This window comes from Trichocoleus sp. Lan, from assembly GCF_039961855.1.
GTDB lineage: Bacteria > Cyanobacteriota > Cyanobacteriia > Cyanobacteriales > FACHB-T130 > FACHB-T130.
In genome coordinates this window covers 1-25,775 of record NZ_JAMPKA010000037.1, presented here as the reverse complement: position 1 = coordinate 25,775, position 25,775 = coordinate 1, and the positions used below count along the sequence as shown (strand labels likewise).

The 25,775-nt window shown below is 45.5% G+C and carries 15 protein-coding genes; 8 read left to right on the top strand and 7 right to left on the bottom strand.

Going from position 1 to position 25,775, the window contains the following annotated elements; all coding sequences use genetic code 11:
* Positions 1-231 precede the first annotated feature (231 nt).
* Positions 232-1,467 carry a glycerophosphodiester phosphodiesterase gene (locus tag NDA03_RS24335; RefSeq protein WP_348233593.1) on the top strand — a complete coding sequence of 412 codons (1,236 nt, stop codon included), beginning with the start codon at positions 232-234 and terminating at the stop codon, positions 1,465-1,467.
* A gap of 483 nt (positions 1,468-1,950) precedes the next feature.
* Positions 1,951-4,818 carry a tetratricopeptide repeat protein gene (locus NDA03_RS24330; protein ID WP_348239414.1) on the top strand — a complete coding sequence of 956 codons (2,868 nt, stop codon included), beginning with the start codon at positions 1,951-1,953 and terminating at the stop codon, positions 4,816-4,818.
* A 124-nt stretch (positions 4,819-4,942) separates the two neighbouring features.
* Here the strand turns inward: NDA03_RS24330 and NDA03_RS24325 are convergent, their stop codons facing one another.
* Both NDA03_RS24325 and NDA03_RS24320 read right to left on the bottom strand, forming a co-directional pair.
* Positions 4,943-5,866, bottom strand: a complete 924-nt coding sequence (locus NDA03_RS24325; protein ID WP_190675160.1) for a class I SAM-dependent methyltransferase — start codon at positions 5,864-5,866, stop codon at positions 4,943-4,945.
* Positions 5,867-6,054: 188 nt separating this feature from the next.
* The gene (locus NDA03_RS24320; RefSeq protein ID WP_190430545.1) at positions 6,055-7,722 is read right to left on the bottom strand and encodes a DUF3352 domain-containing protein; all 1,668 of its coding nucleotides are present in this window, start codon (positions 7,720-7,722) and stop codon (positions 6,055-6,057) included.
* A gap of 529 nt (positions 7,723-8,251) precedes the next feature.
* On the opposite strand from NDA03_RS24320, the gene ligA reads away from it, so the two are divergent.
* Positions 8,252-10,297 carry an NAD-dependent DNA ligase LigA gene (gene ligA / locus NDA03_RS24315; protein ID WP_348239405.1) on the top strand — a complete coding sequence of 682 codons (2,046 nt, stop codon included), beginning with the start codon at positions 8,252-8,254 and terminating at the stop codon, positions 10,295-10,297.
* Between the two features lie 89 nt (positions 10,298-10,386).
* Complete coding sequence (locus NDA03_RS24310; protein ID WP_348239404.1) at positions 10,387-11,310, top strand: DMT family transporter; 924 nt, start codon at positions 10,387-10,389, stop codon at positions 11,308-11,310.
* Between the two features lie 79 nt (positions 11,311-11,389).
* Here the strand turns inward: NDA03_RS24310 and NDA03_RS24305 are convergent, their stop codons facing one another.
* On the bottom strand, positions 11,390-12,382 hold the full coding sequence (locus NDA03_RS24305; RefSeq protein ID WP_190413919.1) for a calcium-binding protein: 993 nt from the start codon (positions 12,380-12,382) through the stop codon (positions 11,390-11,392).
* A gap of 331 nt (positions 12,383-12,713) precedes the next feature.
* Here NDA03_RS24305 and NDA03_RS24300 point away from each other — a divergent pair, with 331 nt between their 5' ends.
* From NDA03_RS24300 to NDA03_RS24285, 4 genes are read left to right on the top strand one after another with little or no spacing between them, the layout of a single operon-like run.
* Positions 12,714-13,616 (top strand): hypothetical protein, encoded by a 903-nt coding sequence (locus NDA03_RS24300; protein WP_348239403.1) that lies wholly within the window; start codon positions 12,714-12,716, stop codon positions 13,614-13,616.
* Positions 13,617-13,649: 33 nt separating this feature from the next.
* Positions 13,650-14,570, top strand: a complete 921-nt coding sequence (locus NDA03_RS24295; RefSeq protein ID WP_348239402.1) for a DUF1822 family protein — start codon at positions 13,650-13,652, stop codon at positions 14,568-14,570.
* A 51-nt stretch (positions 14,571-14,621) separates the two neighbouring features.
* Complete coding sequence (locus NDA03_RS24290; RefSeq protein ID WP_190413926.1) at positions 14,622-17,000, top strand: CHASE2 domain-containing protein; 2,379 nt, start codon at positions 14,622-14,624, stop codon at positions 16,998-17,000.
* A 4-nt stretch (positions 17,001-17,004) separates the two neighbouring features.
* Entirely contained in the window at positions 17,005-17,739 is a 735-nt protein-coding gene (locus NDA03_RS24285; protein ID WP_190413927.1) for a DUF928 domain-containing protein, read from the top strand.
* 11 nt (positions 17,740-17,750) lie between these two features.
* On the opposite strand, the gene NDA03_RS24280 is transcribed toward NDA03_RS24285, so the two are convergent.
* From NDA03_RS24280 to NDA03_RS24265, 4 genes are all read right to left on the bottom strand, one after another.
* Entirely contained in the window at positions 17,751-18,257 is a 507-nt protein-coding gene (locus NDA03_RS24280) for a peptidylprolyl isomerase (RefSeq protein ID WP_242037111.1), read from the bottom strand.
* A gap of 471 nt (positions 18,258-18,728) precedes the next feature.
* A complete protein-coding gene (locus NDA03_RS24275; RefSeq protein ID WP_190413929.1) occupies positions 18,729-19,082 on the bottom strand; it encodes a hypothetical protein in 354 nt (117 codons plus the stop codon).
* Positions 19,083-19,408: 326 nt separating this feature from the next.
* Entirely contained in the window at positions 19,409-22,192 is a 2,784-nt protein-coding gene (locus NDA03_RS24270) for a CHAT domain-containing protein (protein WP_348239401.1), read from the bottom strand.
* Positions 22,193-22,232: 40 nt separating this feature from the next.
* Positions 22,233-25,193 (bottom strand): filamentous hemagglutinin N-terminal domain-containing protein, encoded by a 2,961-nt coding sequence (locus NDA03_RS24265; protein WP_348239400.1) that lies wholly within the window; start codon positions 25,191-25,193, stop codon positions 22,233-22,235.
* Positions 25,194-25,775: the final 582 nt, after the last annotated feature.

The following is a 25,775-nucleotide window of genomic DNA, read 5'->3' as shown; positions in this document are numbered from 1 at the left end:
CCATTGGTGTCAATTTGAGAAAAAGCAGAGCGAGAAAGGGTGGGATCGCAGATTCTATCCAAGCGCAAATGCTATATCTCTGCTCTTTTAATCAATCTTTAAATGGTATTTATACTTAGCTTTACCCAGCCTAATGCTCAAGCTTAATCTCGGCACCGTACATTTACTTAAGTACATTTACTGATGAATTTCATATCAACCAAGCTTGAGCCGATTGGTGAGGAAAGCAATATGTGGCGCGTTTTTAAGCTAGCTTTATTAACAACAGCAGCTTTGGCAGTTTTTCCAGTGGGTGAAGCAGCAGCAGCAACTTTGACGGGTGCCCCTCCAATTGTGATTGGACACCGGGGCGCTAGCGGCTATCGTCCAGAACATACGTTAGCAGCCTATGAGCTGGCAATTGAGATGGGCGCTGATTTTATCGAACCTGACTTAGTTTCGACAAAAGACGGCGTTCTTATTGCTCGCCATGAAAATGAAATTTCTGGAACGACAGACGTTGCAAATCGCCCAGAATTTGCTAACCGCAAGACAACCAAAACAATTGATGGAAAACCAGTCACCGGCTGGTTTACCGAAGATTTTACCTTGGCTGAAATCAAGACTCTCCGGGCGAAAGAGCGTATCCCTGAATTGCGCCCCGGATCGGTTAAATATGATGGTTTGTATGAAATTCCGACTTTGCAGGAAGTTATCGACCTAGCCAAGAAAAAGAGTGCCGAAAAAGGTCGCACGATTGGTATTTATCCGGAAACGAAGCATCCGACCTACTTTGATTCCATCGGATTATCGTTAGAGGAACCTTTGGTAAAAATCCTCAGCGAGAACGGTTACACCGATGCGGATGATGCGGTTTTCATTCAATCCTTTGAAGTTGCAAACTTGAAATTTCTCAAAACACTGACGAATTTGCCGCTGGTTCAGTTGTTTGATGCAAGTACCGCCAAGCCGTATGATTTTGTTGTCAGTGGTGATTCTCGCACCTATGGCGATCTCATAACTTCTTCAGGATTGAATGCGATCGCGCAATATGCAAGCGGAATTGGCCCTTGGAAACGCCTGATTATTCCATCTGAGACGGTCGATAAAAATGGCGATGGTCAACCTGACGATCTCAATGGAGATGGGGTCATTAGCGATGCTGACAAGCCATTGTTACAACCCACATCCCTAATTAGTGACGCCCATGCGGCGGGTTTGCTGGTTCATGCCTACACTTTCCGCAGTGAAGACTTCTTCCTCGCTCCAGACTACAACGGCAACCCAGAGCTGGAGTACGAACAATTCTTTAAATTAGGGATTGATGGCGTCTTTACCGACTTCCCAGATACCGCTGTTGCAGTTCGCAACCGGATTGCTGGCAATCCCAGCAAAGACGTTCCCGAACCCACAACCTTACTGGCGTTTGGTATTCTTCCAATCGCAGAAATTTTGCGCCGTCGCCAAAATAAATTCAAAAAGGCTTGATTGAGTAGCCGTCTTACACTCGCGCTACTCAGATCACTTTCCTCTATTAGCTTTCCTCTGTAGATGCTGAGCTAAACATCGCCGAACGCATCTATCCGAACACATCTATCCGAACGCACCGATAAAGTCCGCTTCAGCGGGCTTTTTTTATGGCTATTGAGTAATTAGACGGTAAACCCTAGTCACAAGGATCGCGAGATACTTTTGAGTTTCACCAGCAGCATTTAGCGATCGCGCAATTACTCAAGACGCAAGCCATTATCGGACAAGTTACTGGATAATCTTAACGGGAATGTGTACCGAGAGCGATCGCGTTTTCTTTCCTCTGCGCCACTGGACACTCCCTATCAGTCTGGGCTAAGACAGTAAACTGCACTCAATCAACATCTTCTTTCAGCTATGCGCCCTCAACTCGGAATCTTTGCGCTTATCGCTTTCCTAGCTACCATTTCAGCGCCTTTGAACGCGCCTTCCATAACACAGGTGTTGGCACAAACTTCAGAATCCCGCAAAGTAGAAGCTGAACGCCTTTTAGAGCAAGGTATTCAGCAGATTGATAACCGTCAACTTGACAAAGCCTTACAGTCGATACAACAGGCATTGACGATTTATCGAGAACTCAAAGATCGTCAGGGAGAGGGAACCGCTCTAGCAAACCTGGCAAGTATTTACTATTGGGTGCAACAGTACTCTCAATCAATTGATTTCCAACAGCAAAGTTTAGCGATCGCGCGAGAAATTGCCGATCGTCCCTTAGAAGCGAAGAATCTTAGACAATTGGGAAGTTCGTACTCGGCGCTGGGACAACATCCCCAAGCAATCGAGTATCTGCAACAAAGTTTAACTCTTGCACGGGAAATTAAAAATAATAAAAGTGAAGCAGCCGCTCTTGGTATGCTGGCTCTTGCTTATCAACGAATAGGAGACTATCAGAAAGCGATTGATTCTTGGCAACAAGCACTCCCTATTTTTCAGCAACTCAAAGAACGTAGGGCTGAAGGAGCTGCTCTCACATCTATTGGAAGTTACTATCAGTTGCTGGACAAGTACCCTGAAGCTCGAAAGTTCTTCCAACAAGGTTTAGTTATTGCCCAAGAACTGAAAGATCGCTCTAGCCAACAGGTAATTCTTGCACTTCTGGGTCATGTTCATGAATCCCTCGCTGAATACTCCCAATCTATTGATAAATATCAACAAAGTTTAGTTATGGCGCGGGAAATGAGGGAATCGGCAATTGAAGTAGAAATTTTGAATAATTTGGGCGGGATTTATGCCAATCTATCAAGATATCAGGAAGCAATTGAATATTATCAGCAAAGCTTAACCATTGCCAGAAAAATTAACGCTCGTCAATCAGAAGCGGGTATTCTGTCTAATTTAGGCACTGTATATAAAAATTTGAACGATTCTCCCCAAGCAATTCGCTATTATCAGCAGAGTTTAGCAATTACCGATGAACCCAATAATCAACAAAGTGCCTTAGAAGTTCGAGAAAAACGGAAATTATATGCCCAAACAATCCTAAACTTAGGAAACATTTATCAAGAAAGTGGCACAACAGATAAAGCAAAAGAATTTTATCAGCAAAGCTTGAAAATCGCCCAAGAAATCAACGATCGGGATTTGCAAGCAGATATCTTAAATTTTTGGGGAATTCTCTCCTATCAAAATCTGGGAGACTACCGGCAAGCCAGTGAATATTATCAACAAAGCTTAGCCTTAGCCAAACAAAATAATAATAAACGCGGGGAAGCAAAAGCGATAGGCAATTTGGGACTCGTTTATAATTCTATGGGCGAGTACGATAAAGCGATTAATTACTTTCAGCAGGATCTCGCAATTTCTCGCGAAATTAAAAATAAACGAGGGGAAGCCATCGCCTTAAACAATTTAGGGCTAACTTTTATGCGTGCGGGTAAGCTATCGGAAGCCGAAACATATTTAAAAAATGGAATCGAAGTATTAGAATCTGTCCGAACCGGATTAGGCAGAAATGATGCTAATAAAGTATCACTTTTTGAAGATCAAGTCAGCACTTATCGCAATTTGCAACAAGTTTTACTTGCTCAAAATAAAATAGAAGCTGCATTGGAAATTGCTGAACGGGGGAGAGCAAGAGCCTTTGTTGAGCTATTAGCTTCGCGGTTATCTGAAGCATCCGTTCAAGCTACGCTTACCTCACCGAATATCAACAAAATCAAAGAGATTGCCAAGCTTCAGAACGCTACCTTGGTTGAATATTCTATTGTCTATGAAGACATAGATGCTATAGGAAAAAGATCGCAATCCCAAACATCTGAAATTTATATTTGGGTAGTTAAACCAACCGGCGAAATTGCCTTTCGTAAAGTCAACCTTAAGTCTTTGCGACAGCAAAAAAAGAGTTCTTTGGAAGAGCTTGTTGTCAGCAGCCGCGAATCGATTGGTGTTAGAGGTCGTGGTTTAGGTGTAGAGGCTAAAGCTCCTGGAAGTCCAGCAAAACAAGGCTTTAAGGAACTTCACGAACTACTCATTAAACCTATTGCCGACCTACTCCCAAAAGACCCAAATGCTCGTGTTATCTTTATTCCACAAAGCGAACTGTTTCTAGTTCCTTTCCCAGCATTGCAAGATGCTTCTGGCAAATACTTAATTGAACAACATACTATCCTCACCGCACCTTCAATTCAGGTACTGGATTTAACAAATCAGCAACAACAGCTTGTTGGAACGCGAAGTTCTACTTCTGTACAAAATCAAGATGTGCTGATAGTTGGGAATCCCACAATGCCGAGGGTTCCTGAAAAAATTGGCGATCCGCCGACTCAGTTACCAAGCTTACCGGGTGCAGAACGAGAAGCTTTAGCGATCGCGCCTCTGTTTAAGACTAAAGCTTTCACCGGCTCTGAGGCAACGAAAGCAGCGATTCTGCAACAAATACCCACAGCACGAATCATTCATCTCGCGACTCATGGTTTACTAGATGATATTCGAGGATTGGGAAGTGCGATCGCGTTGGCTCCATCTGGCAACGATAACGGCTTACTCACCGCTGAAGAAATTCTAGACTTGAGATTCAATGCCGAATTAGTTGTCCTGAGTGCTTGCGACACAGGTAGAGGCAGAATCACTGGTGATGGTGTGATCGGCTTATCTCGCAGCTTAATGAGTGCGGGTGTACCCAGTGTAATTGTGTCCCTCTGGCAAGTGCCAGACGCTCCTACAGCCTCATTGATGACAGAATTTTATCAAAATCTTCAAAAAACGCCCGATAAAGCCGCCGCCCTGCGAAGCGCTATGCTAAGCACCATGAAGCAACATCCAAATCCTAAAGACTGGGGGGCATTCACTTTAATTGGAGAAGCAGAATAATTAAAAATTGAAGAATTTCCAGACGTTGCACATTGGACGGATGATAGTGTCGCGCAAAGACGCTAAGAAAAACTTTGCATCTTTGCGCGAAACGAAAAAGAAAATCTTTCTTAATGTTGAATTTTTAATTCTGCTTCACCTTGGCAATTACCGTGCGGTGACGATGAGTATTGCGGCTGATTGTCGGCGTAGTGAAACCGGAATCTACTAGCGCTTGTTCAATATTTAACGCAAAATACTCATCTAAATAAGGCTCGGTACTCTTGAGCAATGTCAAGATGTAGGGCGGCATTTTGGTATAAATCTCAGATTGAGGATTCATATCCATAATTGCCAAACAGCCACCGGGACGCAGTACGCGCCGCACTTCTCGGAAAATCTGCATAGTTGCTGACTGAGGCAACTCGTGGCACATCAAAAAGATAGAAACCAAATCGAACGAGGCATCTGGCAAACCTGTAGTTTCAGCAGCAGCATGAACCCAGGAAATCGGTTTTTGGCGCTGTTGGGATTGGTACTGGGCAACTGCTAGAAAATAGGGCGACAGATCCAAACCCGTCAGCTTTGCTTGGGGATAAACATCTTGGAGGGCAAACGTACTCATTCCCACACTGCACCCCAAATCTAAAATATCTTGTGGTTGAGTAGCGATTTCGTTTTTGAGAATATCAAGATAACTCTGGCGCAGTCGGGCATCTCCTTGCGCCCCCGCATCAGGCCAAATTCCGGCGTGAACGGCATAAGCCGCAACTTCTACTTCCCAAGCGGCTTCCCAGCTTAAGTTACCACTTTCGTAAGCATGGAACGATCGCAGGTAATATTCTGGGTAGGTCAGTTGGGGGTTTTGTACTTGAGCCAGATGACTTTCCCAGTCGTATTGTGAAAACGTCTGTACTTGCTTTCTCCAAGGCACTCCAATCTTCTCGGCACGTTTGATCATCATAGAACGCGCTTGCTGCTTGGCTAGATTGGCTAATGGCTTAATCGCTAGCAATCCGTTTACCAAGCGTGAAGATAATCCGAGTTCAGTATTTACTGTGGCAGTCATAAAGTAATAAGTAATGGGTAATGGGTAATAGGTAATGGGTAATAGTAAGTAACAAATGACCTTATAACCAATTACCAATCCTGAATAAAGATGTCTCAGTAGGATGAGCTTTTATCCCACCAAAGCTTGAAGGGTGGGCAATGCCCACCCTTCAAGAATATTACCAATTACTCATTCCCCGCGACTTCCTATTTGCCCGTTTTAGGCTTGAGTGCAAGTAACACCTCAACTTGACCCGTTGATGCGTCTGGTTGAGTCACGGTCAAACCAATACCATGCATGGAATTCAGAATTGCAGTGGTTTCAGGCGTGATGGAACTCTTTTGGGCTGGAGGTAGCTGGCGATTCACCAAAGACATGGTTTTGTCCATGTCGAGGTAAAAATAGCCTGCGTTTGGCTTCTGCAAAGACCCCGTGACCGTTTTAAAAGATGTGCTATTGTCCAAAGGCTGGCTGGGCTTGTTTGCCATGACATCGGCGATGGGGCCACCAATCGCCACATACATCGTGTTTTCATCTATCCAACCATGCCCTAAGAAAGCGCCTTGTTGCGGGATTTGCCATTCTGTGACGGTTTTACCCTGAATTTTTCTAGGCGCTACGGCGATTGAATTTCCCTTAGCGATCGCATCCAGTTTGTTGAAGGTGGCTTCAGCCGTTTTGCGATCGCTGGTTTGAAATATCAAGGCTCCACCAAATCCAACGGGTGCTAAAATTCCCTTGGTCGATGGAATCGCCGCGAGAGCAAATTCTCCATCCATCCATCCGAAGATATCTTTATCTAGGTCAAGATTGACGAGTCTGAGTTGCTGTCTTGCCATGTCAAATCCCTGCTGGGCTTGGGGATCGGCTTTGGATTGTTCGACAACCGTTGCCCAAGTTTGGCTGATTCCATTTCCAGCGATGAGGGCAATTGTCTCAGCCGGAAGTTGAGACGCGACTTTGCCAGGAGAAGCCTTGTACTGAACTTTCATTACCGAGGGATCTACCTTTGCGATCGCCTTCATCCTCACACCAGCATTATCAATCCCAACACCCATCACCACCGACTGCACAGCCTTTAACTGCTTTAGGGTTTCTGGAGGAAGCGGGGGCGTATTCGGATTATTTGCCAGTGCTTGCTGCACCGTCCCCGCATAATCGGGGATATAGAATTGAGCGATGGAGTTTTGTACGTCTACACCCTTAGTCAGAAGGCTGGCTGCACCTGCTTTGCTAGCAAATGAAGGTTGTCCTTTAAAGGTATCAATGGCGAGTTGCACTGCTTCTTTTTCATCGGACATCACTAAATGACTGTCTAACAAAGCCGTGTAGGTTTTGCCACTTTTATCTGTGGTTTCCTCTATTTTGATGCCTTTGTAATCTATTTGTTTGGTTCCAGCTTTCTTGGCTTTCAGCTTATTTGCAAAACTTAAAGCACTTACTTTGTCTTTGACGCCAACCACCATCAACATCCGGACTTCCGGTGACGATTTTGGGGGTGTCGCTTGTGCCGGTTTTACAGTCGGTGATGGCAGAACAGCAAACATCACGCTACCCAGCCAAGGCTTAACATCTTTTTCATAATTGATGTTGGATTCAGTCAACATCTCTTTGTTGAAATCCTTCAGCCCTTTATCAACCAATTTTTGGGCTTCCGGAGTCCCAAACTGTTGCAATTGCGCCCAGTTTTTCGGATCGGTGGAGACAAAACCCGCCATTAATGCTTCATCCGGCACCACTTTGGCACTTGCAAGAGGGCTGGTCGCATCGCTAAAAGAACCCTTCAAGTAAAGATAAGTACCGATGCCTCCGGCTACTACAACGGCAGTGCCAACAATAATAGGAACTATACGATTTGGTCTTCTTTCAGACATTTAAATTTTTCCTTAGATTATTACTGCTTGTGATTGTTATCGATACATCCACAAATGGCATTGTGGATTTTGCGGATTTAGCGGGAATCGCTCTAAGGAAAATTCGTAATTTTGCTTAGTCACGATTCCTACTAAAAGGATTGTTATTAAAATACTTCAACCTGATTTGGATAAACTCCGCAAATCAGAAATATGAAGTTTAAATACAAAAATCGCCTGCTGGTACGAGGGGAGAGGTTTCGCGTCAGATAAGGCTAAGCGATCGCGCTTTAAAACTCTTTCAACAATAAATTGCCCAGGAAAATCAAGATTCTCCCCTCTTTCACTGAGTAGGGGCATAAACACGCCCCTACTAAATGTCGCAATGCCTCGATATTTTCTTTGACTGTATGAAACCCCCCTGGCTCTCGAAAAGCGGAGAGGTACCTGGGGGCGAGGTTCCGGTTGTGTTGAAATCCATTGAGAGCCGTTCTATATCTGGTGATGGCAGTTAGACTAAAAGCGGAAACAGATAGAGTTTTAAGTAGGGATGGATGCTGTGGAAGTGACACAGGCAGTCAAGCAGCGGGTACAGGAACTGCGACAGTTGTTGGACAAAGCCAGTTATGCCTACTATGTCCTGGATGCTCCCATCATGGAGGATGCCATCTATGACCGGCTGTATCGGGAACTGCAAGACTTAGAAGCCCAGTATCCAGAACTGGTAACACCGGACAGCATCACTCAGCGCGTGGGTGAGAAACCGGCAACTCAGTTTTCCTCGGTGCGGCACAATATCCCTCTCTATAGTTTGGAAAATGCCTTTAATATTCAGGAATTTGCCAAATGGCAGGAACGCTGGCGGCGACAAGTTCCCGAACTCAATACTTTTGAATATGTCGCGGAGTTGAAAATTGACGGTTCTGCGATCGCTCTCACTTATGAAAGAGGCATCTTGGTGAGAGGAACCACGCGGGGGGATGGCATCGCGGGGGAAGATATTACTCAGAATGTGCGGACAATTCGCGCTATTCCCTTGCGATTGAATTTAGAAAACCCTCCCACTCACGTAGAAGTTCGCGGCGAGGCGTTTTTAGGCTTAGATGTGTTTAAGCAAATTAATCAGGAACGGCAGCAAGCTGGCGATCAGTTATTTGCCAATCCTCGCAATGCAGCGGCGGGAACCTTGCGGCAATTAGACTCTCGGATTGTGGCAAAGCGGCGGCTGGATTTCTTTGCCTATACGTTGCAAATTCCTGGGAAGGATGATGCTGAGGTTGCCCGAACTCAGTGGGAATCGCTGGAATTGCTGCAACAAATGGGATTTAAAGTAAATCCCAATCGCAAGCGTTGTCAGTCTTTAGAAGAGGTTCGGGATTATTATGACGAATGGAATACGGGGCGGTTGAATCTACCCTACATGACCGATGGGGTTGTCGTGAAGCTAAATTCGATTCCGCTTCAGGAAAAGTTGGGATTTACGCAAAAGTTTCCCCGCTGGGCAGTGGCGCTGAAATATGCAGCAGAAGAGGCACCCACCCGTGTTGAAAATATTTCTATCAATGTCGGGCGAACGGGGGCGCTGACGCCGTTGGCAGAGTTGCAGCCAGTGCAATTAGCTGGGACAACCGTACAAAGAGCCACATTGCACAATATTGATTATGTGCGATCGCTCGATATTCGGATTGGCGATACGGTGATTATCCACAAAGCCGGGGAAATCATTCCCGAAGTGGTGCGCGTACTGCCAGAACTCCGCCCAGAGGGGACTCAATCCTTCCAAATGCCCACCTGTTGCCCGGTGTGCAATCAGCCAGTGGTAAAGCCCGTTGATGAGGCGGTGACGCGCTGCGTGAATGCTTCTTGTCCCGCCATCCTCAAAGGGGCGCTGGTTCACTGGGCAAGCCGTAATGCACTGGATATTAACGGCATGGGCGAAAAATTAATGCACCAGTTGGTGGATAAAGGAGTGGTGAATTCGGTTGCAGATTTATACGATTTAACCACTGATAGGTTGGGAACTTTGGAACGGATGGGTAAGAAGTTAGCCCAGAAATTGGTGGATGCGATCGCGCACTCGAAAACTCAGCCTTGGTCGCGGGTATTATACGGTTTGGGGATTCGTCACGTCGGCAGCGTCAATGCCCAAACCTTAACTCAAAAATTCACCACCGTTGAGCAACTAGCTGGCGCATCCGCATCGAATATTGAAGCAGTTTACGGCATTGGTCCAGAAATTGCCCACGCTGTTTACGACTGGTTTCAAGTCCCGGCGAATCAGGCGTTAATTGACAGACTGAAAGCAGCGGGTTTGCAACTCGCCGCCGAGGTAGAAACCCCATCCGCAGAAAGTGGAAGCGTTCCCTCGCCCCTACAAGGCAAAACCTTTGTAATTACTGGCACGCTGCCGACTCTGAAGCGCGACGAGGCGAAAGCGTTGATTGAAAAAGCTGGCGGTAAAGTCACGGGTTCCGTCAGCGCCAAAACCGACTACTTGCTGGTGGGGGAAGATGCTGGTTCCAAGTTAGAAAAGGCTGAAGCGTTGGGAATCACCCAACTGAGTGAAGCCGAACTGCTGGAAATAGTCGAAGATTAGATGTCAACAGCAAACACACTAAGGAAAGATTGTAGGAGCGTGCGGCACAAAACGTATCGCTCCTTTTCCCTTTTCATCAGAATATACCAATGCCACTTCACTCTAGTTCCGGTAGATGGCGATTAGGGCTAGCCTTATCGCTTGTAACTGTATTTTTGTGGGGAATTCTGCCCATTGCCCTGACGGTGACGCTACAGGTACTCGACGTTTATACCGTTACTTGGTTTCGCTTTTTGGTATCGTTTGGGCTGCTAGCCGTTTATTTAGCCGCACGGCGGCAACTACCACCTGTCGAAAAATTGCGTTCAACGCCACTTGGATTGTTAGCGATCGCGATTATATTTTTGGCGATTAATTACATTCTTTTTCTGCAAGGTTTACACCAAACTTCACCTGCTAATGCCCAAGTTCTCATTCAACTCGCTCCAGTTTTAATGGGTTTAGGGGGATTGGTTGTTTTCAAAGAACGTTATACATTGCGTCAATGGATAGGTTTAAGTGTACTCACGGTTGGCTTTGCACTATTCTTTCACGAACAATTAACTAATTTAATTACAGCACAAGGTAAATATTTAATCGGCTGCGGATTAATCTTTTTTGCAGCAGTAACCTGGGCAATTTATGCTTTAGCACAAAAGCAGCTTCTACAAAGATTACCGTCTTCAAATATCATGCTGCTAATCTATGGCGGCTGTGCTGTTTTATTTAGCCCTTTTGCGGCACCTCAACCCATTCTGACACTGAATCCTTTACATTTAGGAATGCTGCTTTTCTGTGCTTTGAATACCATCATCGCTTACGGTGCTTTTGCCGAATCTTTAGAACACTGGGAAGCATCGCGGGTGAGTGCAGTATTAGCGACAACGCCCATTGTCACCTTAATCTCTGTGTCAGCAGTGTCAATCTTTCTACCAACCCTCATTGCACCGGAACGCTTGACTGTTTTAGGAGTGGTAGGGGCGATTTTTGTAATATCTGGTTCGATAGCGATCGCTTTAGGAAAAGCTCGATAACTTTTTCTTGCATATAACTAGGGATTAAAAATACATTAATCCCCAGTTTTATTAGTGCAGGCAAATCCTACAGCAGTTTTTAAACAAAAACAAAGTCTTCAGAAATGATGACATCAGAGGTATTTTTTACAAGGCCAATCTGTTCCCCCATATAAAAGATACCAAGCCCATACATGAAGCTTCCCGAGTCGCTATTAAACTCAAGGCTATAGTCACTCGCACTGCCGTAAACTTGGATTTTATCACCTTGATTCCAGCCAAAATCCGTGATTGTCGCGTAGCTTTGAGCATCTTGGTAGTTTTGAACATCATGGTAGAAGGCACCTGAGGTATTGCCGAGTACGAAGATATCTGCACCAGCTCCGCCTTCGAGCGTGTCACACTCAATATAGTTATCGCTGCTAAAGCCATTGAGGATATCGTTGCCCGCACCACCGTAGAGGTGGTCATCATCAGCTTCACCATAGAGCGAGTCATTCCCATCGCCGCCATACAGATGGTCTTGTCCACTGTAGCCAAACAGTGTGTCATCACCAGATTCACCATAGAGGCTGTCATCGCCATCCCAGCCGTCCACGTAGTCATTACCTGCTCCCGCACGAACAGTATCGTCCCCTTCTCCGGCATATATAGAGTTGTTCTTGCTGTTACCTGTAATCGTGTTATTGAGGCTGTTTCCTGTGCCGTTAATAGCATTGCTACCTGTCAAGGTTAGATTTTCCAGGTTAGCGCCCAGAGTGAAGCTGACAGAAGATTTAACAGTATCGGTTCCTTCACCAAAGTTCTCAGTGACGGTATCGCTAGTGCTGTCAACAATGTAGGTATCGTTGCCTGTGCCACCTTTAAGGATGTCGTTACCTATACCACCATCAAGGGTGTCATTGCCTGCTTCACCGACGAGGCTGTCACTACCCGTCCCACCATACAGTTTGTCGTTACCAGCCTTGCCATACAATTTGTCATTGCCGGATGTACTATTGGCACTACCACCTTGCGCCCAGCCATAGATAGTATCATCTCCCGAAGTTCCATTTTTTGTGTCAGAGCCTGTGGAACCATAGATAGTTGCCATTTTAGTTTCTCCTAATTTTCCTAATTGATGGTTATGGTTGGTATTTGAACTGAGGGTTAAGCTTCCTTGCCCTCCTTCTGTCTGTAACTCAAGTCAAAAAGCCAGGGTTTTATGCAAAATTGCAAATATTAATTTGTGTAACAAAATATATAATTGCTGGCTGTTTTGGCTGAGTAACAATCGGAAGCTTCTGATTAAAAGTGCGACGCCCTTGGTTCATCAGACACAACCCGATCGTCAAATTGGTGCTTCACCTGGTTAAAAGGAGAGACTTTCAACAATGGTGAACGTTCTATTAACGAGTTGCGATTCTAGTGGTACTTTCAAGACTATGGATGAGCGACTTGAGAAGCTAGTAACAGAAGCGCAACGGCACGCCCCTCAGTCTGAGGAGCGACAGTTGGCTTTAACTCAGTTGGTTGATGAAATGCTGCGATCGCGCAAAATTTGCCGTTCGCTTGCAAGTAAACCTCTATTGGGCATTTATCAGGAAATTTACCAGCAAGTCCGACAGCAGCTATTGCACGACGTTGGCGCACAACTCAATCAATACAATCCAAAACAGACGACTGTGAGGGAATGGGCAAATGCCTTGCGGGATCTAGCGTTTAGAACAATCTTGGTTGATGCTCAACTTAAACAGTTAGCGCTGGTTGCCCAAGGATACCCACCCGCTACAGAGTTACGACAGTATGCTTTAGGAGAACTGGTTGAAGCAATTCGCCTATCGGGTAAGCTTTGCCGTCCACATCGCGCCAGCTTTTCGGCTCAGTTTTATAACCTGCTTTATGATGAAGCCGTTAATAAAACGTTAACTTATGTCTGTCGGCACATTAACAATTACGACCCAGAGAGAGGAGACAAAAAATTTATGAACTGGGTTAACTTTCGGCTAGATAGGGTATTTATAGAATGTTGCCGTGAATTTAGAGAGCCGAATACTAAGGAGCTACCTTCACTGAACGAATTGGAGTATATAGTACAGTCCGAAAAATCAGATTCATTGTTTGAAAAAGTGCGCGAATGTCTAGAAGAAGATCGTGAAAAAATTTTCAAACAGACACATATTAGAAATAGACCGGATGCTAATTTCTCGGCAATAGCTTTAGCAAGATTTTCAGGTAAAAGTTGGGAGGAAATTTCAGCAGAATTTAACATCCCGCTGCCAACGCTGAGTTCCTTCTTTCAGCGTTGTTGTGAAAAATTTCGCCCTAAGTTCAAGCAATACGCCTAGAACCAATTTTTTTCTCGACGAGGTGCGATACTAATGAGCGTAAATCAATTGATTATGAATTCCGAAATAGATGCTTGGACTTTCACGGTTCCGCTAGCTTTGTCAGCTCATGCGCGAGCAGAACAATTTCGATGCTATCAAACTAAACCCGATAAAGCCAAACAGGTTTATCTCAATACCTTGGCAGTGTATGCCGTGAGTGCTTACCTAGAATGCCGGGGATTTGAAACGGATTTAGAACAGAGTGCCAGTTCAGATCCGGTAATGCAGATGCTAATGGATGTTGCCGATTTAGTGGTGAAAAATCGCGGCAAGTTAGAGTGCAGACCCGTGTTGTCAGATGCAGAATTTGTCCGCATTCCGGCAGAAGTTCGGGACGAACGGATTGGTTATATTGCGGTGCATATTTCCGAATCCTTGAGGGAAGCAACACTACTGGGATTTGTGGAAGTAGCGGCTTCAGAGTTACCTTTGAGCCAGTTGCGATCGCTATCCGAATTACCCGGATACTTGAATGAAATCAAACCCTTAGTAAACCTGAGCCACTGGTTTGAAAATCTCTTTGAAGCCGGTTGGCAAGCTGTGGAAGCGCTTTTAAACCCGCAACCAACAGAACTAGCTTTTAGCTTTAGAAATGCTCTTGAAGTTAGGCGGTGTAAGCTGATTGAATTGGGAACGCCGGCTCAAGCTGTAGTTGCGATTGTCTCGCTTACAGAACAATCCGAGCAGGAAATAAATATTAGCGTAGAGGTGCAGCCCCCAAAAGGTCAAATGTATCTGCCTTCAAATTTGCAACTGATGGTAATGGATGAGGATGGAGAAGCAGTCATCGACGCCCGTGCCAGAAGCGACAATAAGAGTATTCAATTAGAATTTGCTGGGGAGCCGGGAGACCATTTTGGAGTTAAGGTGGCTGTGGGTGATGTCAGCGTAACAGAGAATTTTGTCATCTGAGGGTAACAAGGAGAAATTCAGTCTTGACCCTTGGCTAAGGACTAATGACTAATGAGCAAGTTAATTGTCCTCAAACTAGATGGCGATTTCAACTCCGGCTTTCGGGTAACGCTGGAGATTGGAACAGAAAGCGATCGCCCAGAAACGGAAATTACTGGTAAGTTACCCAGCGCCCCCGAACTTGCCGTACAGTATAGCGGCTGGCAATCAACCTATCGTAGTTTGGGGAAGGCTACCCGCATTATTAAAGCCAAAACAGTCAGGATTGATGGTTCCCTCAAAAAAGAGAAGGAAGAGTGCCGCAACCAAGCTTTAGAGTTCCGCGATCGCTTGAATACTTGGCTCAAAGCCGAATCATTTTCCTCAATCCGCGAGAAGTGGCTAGAAAAAGTCAGTACCTCTGACGAAGTGCGGGTGCTAATTCGTGCCGAAAACCAGCAGATATGGCAGATTCCCTGGCATCAGTGGGATTTGTTGGAACGCTACAGCTTTGCTGAAATTGGACTCAGTACCCTACAGTACGAACGACCCCCAAAAATTCAAACGCCCAGCCATAAAGACCAATTTAGAATCCTAGCGATTTTAGGTAATAGTGAAGGCATTCAAGTTGAGGAAGATCGAAAACAGCTAGAGAATTTACCTGGTGCAGCAACAACCTTTCTGGTGGAACCGCAACGCCAAGAGTTAAACGATCGGCTTTGGGAACAATCCTGGGATATTCTATTTTTCGCAGGTCACAGTCAGACTGAGGGTGAAAAAGGACGGATTTATCTCAACCAGACGGATAGCTTAACCCTTGACGAACTCCGATATGGCTTAAAAAAAGCGGTTGCAAACGGGTTGCAATTGGCTATTTTCAATTCCTGCGATGGTTTGGGATTAGCGCGGGAGCTAGAATCACTGCACATCCCGAAACTAATTGTCATGCGAGAACCAGTGCCAGACCTGGTGGCACAAGCATTTTTGAAGTATTTTCTTGACAGCTTTGCCAGTGGCAGACCTCTCTACCAGGCGGTGCGGGAAGCGCGACAGCGACTGCAAGGTTTCGAGAATGACTATCCCTGTGCCAGTTGGTTGCCAGTAATCTGCCAAAATCCGGCAGCTATGCCTCTGTTTTGGCCAGAGTTGCCCGAACCTGCACAAGAAGTTAGTCGTCCAACCTTCCCTCTGTGGCGCGGTTTGCGAACCGTCTTCGCAACGAGTTTGGTTGTCACTGGTTTGGTGATGGGGATGCGATCGCTCGGAGTAATGCAAAGATGGGAGTTAGAGAGCTATGACCAGCTACTACGCCAACGTCCTTCCGAACCGGCAGATTCTCGGATTCTGCTTGTGGGAGCGGATGAAGCAGATATTCGTCAATACCAGTATCCGTTACCCGACGCTATCCTAGCTCAGCTCATTGAAAAACTAGATCGTTATCAACCGATAGCAATTGGTCTTGATATCTTTCGCGACCAACCCGTACCGCCGGGTCACGAGTCACTAGCTACACAGCTACAGCAAAATCAACGTCTCGTTACCGTCTGCACGCTTGGCACCAGCCAAGAAGATGCCGTCGCACCCCCACCCACAAGTCCAGCAGAACAAGTTGGCTTTAATGACTTAGAAAATGACCCCCAAGACAACACCGTTCGTCGCTATCTCCAATCCCGAACCCCAAACCCAATATCTTCTTTTTCACCCTGCGACACACCCTATTCCTTCAGTCTGCAACTTGCCTACCGATATCTGGAAGCTAAGGGGATTTCAGCAACAACGACTCCAGATAAAAATTGGCAATTTGGTAGCGTTGTCTTTAAACGTTTAGAACCTCGTAGCGGCGGGTATCAAAACTTGGATGCGCGAGGAAATCAAGTGTTGATTAATTACCGCGCCACTCCCCGAATTGCCCAGCGAGTAACAGTTAAGGATGTATTAACTGGGAAGTTAGAATCAGAGTGGGTGAGGAACCGGGTGGTTCTGATCGGTGTTACTGCTGCCAGTATTCAAGACTATCACGACACTCCTTATGGCAGAATGCGAGGGCTGGAAGTTCATGCCCATCTGGTGAGTCAAATTTTAAGCGCAGTTCTGGATAAACGCCCTCTAATCTGGTGGTTGCCTCAATGGGGCGATGTTCTCTGGGTCTGGGTTTGGTCGCTGACAGGTGGAATAGTTGTTTGGATGGTGCGATCGCGAAGCGAGAGCAAAGCGCGATCGCCACTACTCCTGGTTCTGGCGATTTGCATCTCTGTCACTGTCTTGTATGGACTGTGCTGGGTTTTCTTACTACAAGGTGGTTGGTTGTCTTTTGTCCCGGCGGCATTAGCTTTGATGCTCACAGGCGGCGCTGCGAGCCTCCTACCAAGGAGCTTTTCTAACACCTGCCCTTTAATTCCAACCCAGCACCAGAAGGCACTCCTAAATACTCATCGTTCCATTGTGGAGTAAAGCGATGAACAACCTTGCGAAAATGAAACTTGCGTTTATTACTGTTTTAGCGATCGCTAGCTTTACCAGCAATCTTGCACTGTTATGGACACAATACAGTTCGCAAGCGATCGCTGGCTTGATAGAAGCACCAAATACTGGCACACCTGATAATAGGAGAGCGACACCAGGAGGAAGCCGTGGTGGAGCCTGCAAACACAAGCAGACCGAGCAACACCTTACTGCCTTGATACCTGAAAAAAGCACTCAGAGTTTAACAACTTCCGAGCATCCAGTTTTTTGGTTTTATATTCCTGATACTCCCAAAGACGTACATTCCATCGAGTTTTCACTACATGACCGTAACGATACAACTACTCTCTACCGAACTACCCTCCAAACCACTAAAACACCAGGAATAATTGGTATCGCATTACCACCCGGCCCAAAATCCTCTCTAAAACTTAATGAAAGCTACTATTGGCGGTTTATTGTTCGTTGTGTTCAAGAAACACCTGAAAGTGACCCGGCGACCGATCCAGTAGTCGAGGGTTGGGTGACACGAGTTCAGCAAAGCCCTAATCTTGAAAACCAAGTAATTTGGCACGATGAGCTAACCAATTTAGCTCATCGCTATCTGTCTGAGCCACAAAATACTGAAGTGAGAAATGCGTGGGCAAAACTTTTGAAATCTGTAAGCTTGGAAGGACTTGCTCAAGCACCTCTGGTTAGTTCGGTCAGTAATTTTAAAAATCACTGAATTTACCTTACTCAATCCAGCGATATCAATCCACTACTAGTCAGTTCAACGAGGCGTTCTTGGACCCAGCGTTCAAAGAGTTCATTGAGCAGTTGCTGGCGCATAGCTTCGTCCAAAACAGCCGGAATAAGTTGTTCGAGGCGCACGATCGCTATGCATTCCCCTAAGCGAGTGGGAGGCCAAAGTTGACCAGTTTGGCTGATATAGAGCATCTGAGCCAGCTTAGAGGAGATTTTGCCTAGCTCGATAGGGCCAACCAATCCACCGATTTGCGCCTCCGACCCTTGAGAGAATTCTCGGGCTAGTTCACTAAAAGACTGCTCCCCTTCCTGAATGCGGAAATAGAGTTCCTTGGCGACACCCACATCTTTCGTCCGAATTAAAGAATAAATGACCTTGTCTAGCAACGACTTGCGACTGAGGAAGTAAGATTCCAGTTTATTGGCCCAGGTGGCTCGTTTAAATTTCTCAATCCTCAGCCCTCGTGTGGCTAAGGCTTCTAGTTGCTCCAAGGTCATTTCATAAAGCTCTAGCCATTCCTGACGTTCTGATTCGGAAGTGAGCTGATATTTTTCATAGAACTGCTGGCAAGCACTGGCTTTCTCTTCGGGCGCGCAGTTGATCGAGGCAATAGCCTAATCGGTAATGACCTCACGCAAAAATTGCGGCAGCATCTGGTAGTTCGCCAGTAAAGTAACGACTTTTTCTGTAGTAATGTTTTGGTTCCAAATTTGTAAAACTTTGGTCATATTTTATAAACTCAATGTATTCATAGTGCTTCACTCGATCGCAGAGAAATGGAAGGGCAATGGGCAAAGGTTTCAAGACTGTTATTACTCAATCAAAGTCCATTATCGTGGTTTGCATGAAGCCTCCCTTAAAAATTCAATTTTTTGAAAAGGGAGGCTATCCTGGTTAAGCTTGCCACTATCAATCTAACTGAGTGAATGTGTACACTCACTCAGCCTATCAGAGAACTATTCGCTCCCTTAAGCTGTGACTTCGTAGGTCAGTTCATAATATGCCCCATCTAAATTGAAGGGCTTTGTCTGGTCGCCTAACCCAATATCTTGATTGGTGACCTGAATACTGCCCAGAAAATCGTCATCGTCAAACCATCCAGCGTCCGCGTCAAAAAGCTTGATGGTAGCCTGACCGCTGAAATCAAATGCCAAAAAATCGTTTGGGTCAGCAGTCTTCTCGTTAAATAAAGAAGCGTCTTTTTGGTCGTTCAAAGTTCCCTGCCAGACTGTCTGACCATTAACACGCAAGTAAGGTTCGTCAGATCCAGTCCAGTCCTCAGTCTCTTGGCAATATAGAGTTTTGAGTGTCAAGGTAGCCATGATGTTTCTTCTCCAAAAATAGAATGCAATTATCAGCTTATTGTTTGAACTGAGGGTTAGGCTTCCTTGCCCTCCCTCTGCCTATTACTCAACTCAAAAAGCCAGGGTTTTATGCAAAATTTAAAAAATATATTTTTGTGACAAAACGCATCACTGCTTGCTGTTGAGGCTGAGTAAAAATCAGAGATTCCTTATGCTCAGCATGGTGAATAGACACTCAGCGCCATGCCCCTTGCTTCACCAGATATTGGAGTTGCTCTCTAAAACTATATGTCGCTTGTTGAGGGTTAAATAGACATTTCTAAAAACCCTCAATATGGCAAAGACTAAAGCCAATTCCCAACTAGAACGTAAGGTGCCCAGTAGTAGGGAGCTTTGTATTGCTTAAATAGAGCTTGCTGAGCTTGATGAAGTGCCTCAGATTTTGTCAATTCAGGCTTAGTTAACTCCTTGTAGAACTGCTCCATCAGTTCAGATGTCGAGCGATCGCTAACTTGCCATAGCGTTGCTAGCGTACTGCGTGCCCCTGCCCGCACGGCTATTCCAGCCAATCCCAAAGTTGCTCGGTTATCTCCCTTAGCTGTCTCGCAAGCACTGAGGACAAGTAATTCGATGATATTTGATGAGCTTTGATTGTTAACCCGGAGCAAGTTATTTAAATTATTGCTATCGAGCAGGCGATCGTAAGTCAGAATAAACGTTTCTTCGGGATTAGAACTGAACTTGCCATGAGTGGCAATATGAACTATGGAAAAAGCTCCTGAATTAATTTGCTGTTCGAGATTTCCTTCAGTAAATTTTGGATTCAGCAGCGATTCTGAAGGGGCTATATTCTTAATTTGCTGCAATTCTTGTACTACGTTAGGAAGCTTTTCAAACTTTCGTCCTCCAAATTGCCGTTGTTCGCTTACTCCCGCTGTTAAAACTTTTAAGCGTTCTCGCTGCAAAGGTCGGAGGTCGAAAAGCTGCAAACCTGGAACTACGGCGAGGGCATACGGCTTCTGCATCAGATACTCTTGTCGTTTGCCATCATAGAGAACTGACATGGGAATATTTCGCAGAACTCCATCTAGGACAAATACTACAGTTTTGACTTCGCTGCTATTATTTTCCAAATCTTTTTCTAGCGGTTCTATCAACCAGTTGTATACCCGTGTGGCCTTTTCTATAACGTTTTCTGGTCGGTTGCGTTTAAGGATGTTAGAGCGCAGTTCGCTCGCCGTTTCTTCTACCTCAATTTGTTTGACTAGAGTGACAGAATGCTTTAGAGGTTGCCCTGGCAATTGGGAAATAACCGCTAATCGGTCTTCCAAAATAATTGGATAAATATATGCTGCTTTCCGGTCTATCTTGTTAATATCCTGCGTCAGATGCACTGTCTGAGAAAGGTTACAGTTGAGAAAATTTTCAAGTTCCGCTAAGCGGAGGGAGTCGATTGTCTCAATCGCTTGCTTGAGATTTCCTTGACTCGGTTCAGAGCTTCCCTCAGTTCTTAATAGCAAATCAACTAACTTGCGGTGAACGGGTTCGACATTATCCCTAAAGGAAAATTGCTCGTCTGAATTGATGGTAAGCAAATCGCTGCGAACAGATTTAAGAGTTTTAACCGCTTCTTGATAGGTAGCGATCGCTCTATTTATATCCCCCTGTTTTTCCCATAAACGCCCCATCTGCCATTCCCAGCGGTAGCGAATATCAGGAGCTTGAATTTCCTCAGCTAGCAGGAGAGCTTGCTGAGTATAGTCTTGAGCAGCGCTCGATTGCGCGGTCAGCTCGTACAATCCACCCAATTGACCAAGAGCATAGGATTCCGCTCTGCGGTCTTTTAAGCTACGAGCTTGTTGGATAGCTGTTGTTAATATCTGCGTAATCTCTGGCAACGAGGGAGGGGTTGTGGCAGCGCTTGGCTCAGAAAAGCCTTCTCTAAGCTTCAACGAGCGCTCGGAATTGATGCAGGAAAGCGAGTTTTTGCCAACAAAACCAGGCTGGAGACAAGTCAGGTTCTGGGCAAAGTTAAGTCGGGCGTAGATATTTGTTTGACTCGGAGGCAAGCTAGCAATCGCAGTTTGGATTGTCGAGCCGAGTTGCGCTGCCTCTGACAATTTCCCAGTTTCTACTAAGAGACTTAGCCGATTCAACTCAGCTTGGAGTCGGAGGTTGGGTAAATTGGCTGCCTGTTGATAATATGCGATCGCATCCCGAATATGCTCTTGAGCATCTTTCACGTTGCCGATTGCGATCGCTCTATTACCTAAAGCGCGTTCGGTATTAGCCAATTCGAGCAAAGTAGAACCCCGAACTTTAGAAAGTTGAAATTCTCTCTCCACGATTGCCCAACTTTGCTGCAAAACCTCACGAGACTTTTTCAACTCGCCAACTCGTCTGAAAGCTTCACCGAGACTCTGCAATCCAGTTGCCTTGAGGTTCGGATCTGATTGCTTTAGGAGGATTTGTTCGACCTGTGTTAATGCCGCTTCCGCCTGACTGCTTAATCCTAATGCTTGCAGCGCTTGAGCTTGGTTGATCGCGCTACCAATGACACCCGTTTCATTGCCAGCTTTTTTATAAGTAGCTGCTGCTTTCTTCCACGTTTCTAGAGCCTCCGACCACTGCCCTTTTGTCGCTTGCAAGCGACCTTGAGTGTTCAAAGCTTTAGCAAAAACGTCTAAGTAATCTTGGGTATTAGTCGTATTTTGCCGCTCGTTTAGCAGTTTGAAGCTGTTAGCGATCGCTTTTTCTGCTTCCTGCAACTCTCCTAGATGCTGATAAGCCAACGAAAGATAGCGCAGCACCAGCCCTTGGTTCAAACTATCTCCTTGGTTTGCAAATGCAGAAGCCGCCTGACCGAAGAATCCTATTGCCTCTGAATACTGTTCGGCATCATAAAGTTCTAGACCCTGTTGCAGTAACAACTGGGCATTTGAGGTTTGAAAATTAACTTGAGAACTTCCTTCAACTCGTTGAGCTAAAACAGCCGGGATATATAAAGTTGTAATGAGTGCCAACGGTGCTAGAAGAATTAGTCCTAGTATCCGCTGGTACGCCTTGAGTGATGCAAACTTCACTAAGCGTTGGATGCAATCCCAAAATATAAGTAATTTTCTGCTCATCTGCTTGTTCTCAACTGTGAAATCAAACAGTCACAGGTAGCTAATGTAGGCGACAGCCACGTTGGGACTGAGTGGCGGGCATTTGGGCAACGAGGACAATCTTTCCGTTATCGTTAACGCTCCACCCTTGGGCTTCTACAATTTGGTCAGGTGGAAGTGGTGGCGAGGCAGAAGCGCTAGCATCTGTCGAGTTCTCAACCCTCCGCACTGGTGGTAGCACATCTTCCCAAATCTTATTGCTGCTAATCGGTTCGTAAGGATTAGGTGCTAAGCCTCCTCTACCCGTACTGAAAAACCCTATAGCCGCCTGTTTTCCACCTGCTTGGCACCCCTGTGCAACTTCCACATTCGCTGGCTCAACTGGCAACTCGGCTAACCCCTGGCTGGGATCGACATCCGGTGTGTTGATTTCTACGGTTCCTGAAAGCCCAAACTCGGAACTGGCAGTGATGTCACTACTCTGTGCTGTCGGTTGTTCTCGAAATTGGATGCCAAAGATGCCTTGAGCAGTGATTTTGACTTTGCCGCCAGTACCTGTGTATGCGTTTGCGGTAATATCGCTATTTTCTGAAGGAACGGCGACGATGAATGGGGCGTTGATGGTGATGTTACCACCGTTTCCACCAGCCTTGGCAGTGCCTGCATTAGTTGATATTTGACTGTTGTGGCGCAATAGCAATAAGTCCTGCACCTGTAGCGTAATATTGCCGCCATTACCCGATGCAGTTTCTGCTGTTAGTTTTCCTTGGTTCTCAAGTAGGATAAAGTCAGCCTGAATATCTAGGTTTCCTACATTACCCTGTCCAAAGCTGCTGACATTCAGCTCTCCATTATTAGTCACAGACAGTGTTTTGGTAGTGATGTCGATACCACCTGAGTTGCCGACGCCGTTTTTTACCACCCTACTGTTGATGAAACTCCTATCCAAGGAGATGGTATCGCTGGCTCGAATAATTATCTCACCGGAATTTCCTGTGCCCTCGGTAGAGGCAGTGAGTCCCGATTCATTCACTAGAGACAGGATGCCTGTGGTCATATCGATGCCGCCCGAGCTGCCTGCGGCGTTCTTTTCTACTTTGCTGGTGATGATACTTCCATTTACTAAAGAAATAGTATCGCTGGCACGAACGATCACCTGACCTGCATTTCCCTGTCCCCGAGTGTTGGCGCTCAATGAGGCTCCATTGTTCAGAGAAAGCGAGCCAGTGGTAATTTTGATATTGCCTGCATTACCCTTTCCCAGGGTGTTGGCATTCATTGAGGCGTCATTGTTCAGAGAAAGTGAGCCTGTGGTGATGTTGATGCCCCCTGAGTTGCCGATGCTGTCTTTTACCACCCTACTATTGATGAAACTCCCATCCAAGGAGATGGTATCGCTGGCTCGAATAATTATCTCACCGGAATTTCCTGTGCCCTCGGTAGAGGCAGTGAGTCCCGATTCATTCACTAGAGACAGGATGCCTGTGGTCATATCGATGCCGCCCGAGCTGCCTGCGGCGTTCTTTTCTACTTTGCTGGTGATGATACTTCCATTTACTAAAGAAATAGTATCGCTGGCACGAACGATCACCTGACCTGCATTTCCCTGTCCCCGAGTGTTGGCGCTCAATGAGGCTCCATTGTTCAGAGAAAGCGAGCCAGTGGTAATTTTGATATTGCCTGCATTACCCTTTCCCAGGGTGTTGGCATTCATTGAGGCGTCATTGTTCAGAGAAAGTGAGCCTGTGGTGATGTTGATGCCCCCTGAGTTGCCTACGCCGTTCTTGACCACCCTGCTGTTGATAAAGCTTCCATCCTGCAAGGAGATGGCATCGCTGGCACGAATGATTATCTCACCGGAATTTCCTGTACCCTCGGTGGAAGCAGTTAGTCCAGCTTTATTCACCATAGACAGGGTTCCTGTAGTAATGTCGATGCCCCCTGAGCTGCCCACGGCGTTCTCTTCCACTCTGCTGGTGATGAAACCTTCATCCCACAAAGAAATGGTATCGCTGGCACGAACGATTACCTGACCTGCATTTCCCTGTCCCAGAGTGTTTGCCTTCAGTGAGGCTTGATTAGTAAGCGAAAGTGAGCCAGTGGTAATTTTGATATTGCCTGCATTACCCTTGGCGTTCTTATCTACCTGAGTTTCTACTTTACTCCCATCCAAAGAGACTGCATCAGAAGCATTAATTTCCACATCTCCCGCCTGAGCCTCCGGTGTTCCTAAATTTTTTTCTATTCCAGCTGTAAGCTTACTTCCTTCCGAGGCTTTAAAGTTACGAGCATGAATTCCAATAAAGCCTCCACCTCCAGCACCCACATCAACAGAACTATAATTAGTAAGAGACACATCTGCTCGCGCTACATTATTAGGAAAGTTCAAACTGCCATTTTCCTTGAGTTCAACTTCCCCGGCTACAGATAATCCTCCTAGCTCAAGTCGTCCTCCCGGTGCTGTTAGTTTCGTTTTCTGTAAGCGAATCTCACCGCCTACCAGAACTAAATTTTGATTTGGTTCGACTTTTAGATTAGACCCCTCCACCTCTACACTGGCAGGATTGTCCCTCAATTGCAAACCAATAGGCGTGTTTACTGTCAGGAGGGGTTTTGGTTGAGTATTTGTAGCGCTAAATTCTATACCATTGTTAAACAGCAAAGTATCGGCGGTACTTGCTAGAAACGAACCTCCTATATCTAGTTTGGCTTTGGAACCAAAGATAATTCCTGCTGGATTGATCAGGAATAAGCTAGCACCGCCATTAGCTTTAATCAAACCATTAATGTTAGAGACGGATGAACCTGTCACACGGGTCAATATGCTCTCAATAGCCCAACCATTGTTGAAGTATGCCGTACTCCCATTAATTACAGAAAACTCTTTAAAGCTGTGGAACAGGTTGTTTCCTGCTACTGTTCCCCCAGTAATAGTGCTAACTTTCCCCTTGGTTGTAACCGTGGAATTGTTAGGTAAAGTGGCATCGGGGACAATTTGAGCCACGCTGGGGGTTGCCGTCACTAGACAGCAGAGGGCAATCCCATTAGTAATCCAAAACGAGTAAATATTCTTTCTGCTAGAGAAATTGCCCACCATACATTTATACAAGGGCAGAACTTGCCTTTTTGGGTAATCCTACTTAAACATTACTCAGAGTTTACCTAAGGCCCCTATAAATTTACATTTTGAAATTTAACAAATTAGATGAATTGATAGTTTCGCTAATTTCTGGAGTCTATGTATAAAATGTTTCATAAACTAGAAGGTGTATCCTTAATAAGGAGTCAGTAATAATTAGTAATTTATAAATTACCTGCAAATAGGACTAAGTAAGTAAAGAATTATAGAAAATAGCTCAACACTGTTCTAAATTTAACTTACCCAGAAGTTACCATCAATATTTAGTAATAGTTTTTGCTTGGTACGAATTGTAAGATTTTTCATTAATAGGAGAAGTTTTGGTATTCCACTTTATAGTATTTCTTAACGGGACTTAAACAGATTTCAAGCCCAAATAAAACCCAAAGCAGCTTTATAGGCTGAGAATACATCTCGATTAGCGTTCACCCACTCCATAAAACGGAAAGACATCGCTGTCCGAAA

Coding starts and splice junctions, on each gene's coding strand:
- NDA03_RS24335 (WP_348233593.1), top strand. CDS start 232: ATGTGGCGCGTTTTTAAGCTAGCTTTATTAACAACAGCAGCTTTGGCA.
- NDA03_RS24325 (WP_190675160.1), bottom strand. CDS start 5,866: ATGACTGCCACAGTAAATACTGAACTCGGATTATCTTCACGCTTGGTA.
- NDA03_RS24320 (WP_190430545.1), bottom strand. CDS start 7,722: ATGTCTGAAAGAAGACCAAATCGTATAGTTCCTATTATTGTTGGCACT.
- ligA (WP_348239405.1), top strand. CDS start 8,252: ATGGATGCTGTGGAAGTGACACAGGCAGTCAAGCAGCGGGTACAGGAA.
- NDA03_RS24310 (WP_348239404.1), top strand. CDS start 10,387: ATGCCACTTCACTCTAGTTCCGGTAGATGGCGATTAGGGCTAGCCTTA.
- NDA03_RS24305 (WP_190413919.1), bottom strand. CDS start 12,382: ATGGCAACTATCTATGGTTCCACAGGCTCTGACACAAAAAATGGAACT.
- NDA03_RS24300 (WP_348239403.1), top strand. CDS start 12,714: ATGGATGAGCGACTTGAGAAGCTAGTAACAGAAGCGCAACGGCACGCC.
- NDA03_RS24295 (WP_348239402.1), top strand. CDS start 13,650: ATGAGCGTAAATCAATTGATTATGAATTCCGAAATAGATGCTTGGACT.
- NDA03_RS24290 (WP_190413926.1), top strand. CDS start 14,622: ATGAGCAAGTTAATTGTCCTCAAACTAGATGGCGATTTCAACTCCGGC.
- NDA03_RS24285 (WP_190413927.1), top strand. CDS start 17,005: ATGAACAACCTTGCGAAAATGAAACTTGCGTTTATTACTGTTTTAGCG.
- NDA03_RS24280 (WP_242037111.1), bottom strand. CDS start 18,257: ATGACCTTGGAGCAACTAGAAGCCTTAGCCACACGAGGGCTGAGGATT.
- NDA03_RS24275 (WP_190413929.1), bottom strand. CDS start 19,082: ATGGCTACCTTGACACTCAAAACTCTATATTGCCAAGAGACTGAGGAC.
- NDA03_RS24270 (WP_348239401.1), bottom strand. CDS start 22,192: ATGAGCAGAAAATTACTTATATTTTGGGATTGCATCCAACGCTTAGTG.